The sequence below is a fragment of the Priestia sp. P5_B4 genome (genome assembly GCF_056400385.1).
Genome location: NZ_JBFULJ010001385.1, coordinates 1 through 676 on the forward strand (window position 1 = coordinate 1; position 676 = coordinate 676).

The 676-nt window shown below is 40.5% G+C and carries 1 protein-coding gene; it reads left to right on the forward strand.

Annotation, left to right across the window (positions count from 1 at the left end; all coding sequences use genetic code 11):
• The coding region (locus tag AC1DRF_RS31150) for an ATP-binding cassette domain-containing protein (RefSeq protein ID WP_477742716.1) at positions 1-676 on the forward strand (676 nt) is incomplete at both ends.

The window sequence follows — 676 nt, forward strand, 5'->3', positions numbered from 1 at the left end:
GAATTTGGAAACGAACTTTTACATGTAGAAGCATTATCTCTTCCAGGGCGCCTTTCTAATATCTCTTTTCATGTGAAAGAAGGAGAAGTAGTCGGTATTGCAGGGCTTGTCGGAGCGGGGAAAACGGAGCTTTGCCGAAGTCTATTTGGTTTAGAGCAATATGTGAGCGGCAGCGTGCGGTTAAAAGACAAGAAACTAAAATTGAATAAACAGCCTTATTATTATATTGCACAAGGTCTTTCTCTTGTTCCTGAAGAACGAAGAAAAGAAGGGATTTTTGTTCATGAATCGATTGCCGATAACTTAGTTTTGCCAAGTCTGTCCCGCTTTACAAAGTATTCGTTTTTAAAGCGAGGAAAGATCAAAGAAAAAGCGCAGAAAACGACTGGGCAAGTTGGCGTAAAGTCTCATTCTATCGAGCAGTCAGTTGGAACGTTAAGTGGTGGAAATCAGCAGAAAGTAGCAATCGGAAAATGGCTTGTTACAGACTCTGACGTGCTGTTGTTTGATGAACCAACTAAAGGGGTTGATGTAGGCTCCAAGCGAGAAATATTTGATTTAATTACAAATCTTGTGTCGCAGCAAAAAGGGGTTGTTTTGAACGTAGGTTTCATCTATTTCGTTGCTTCTAGCGGTTCAGTTCCTTTATCCCATTTGTTCGTCTTTACACTGGATT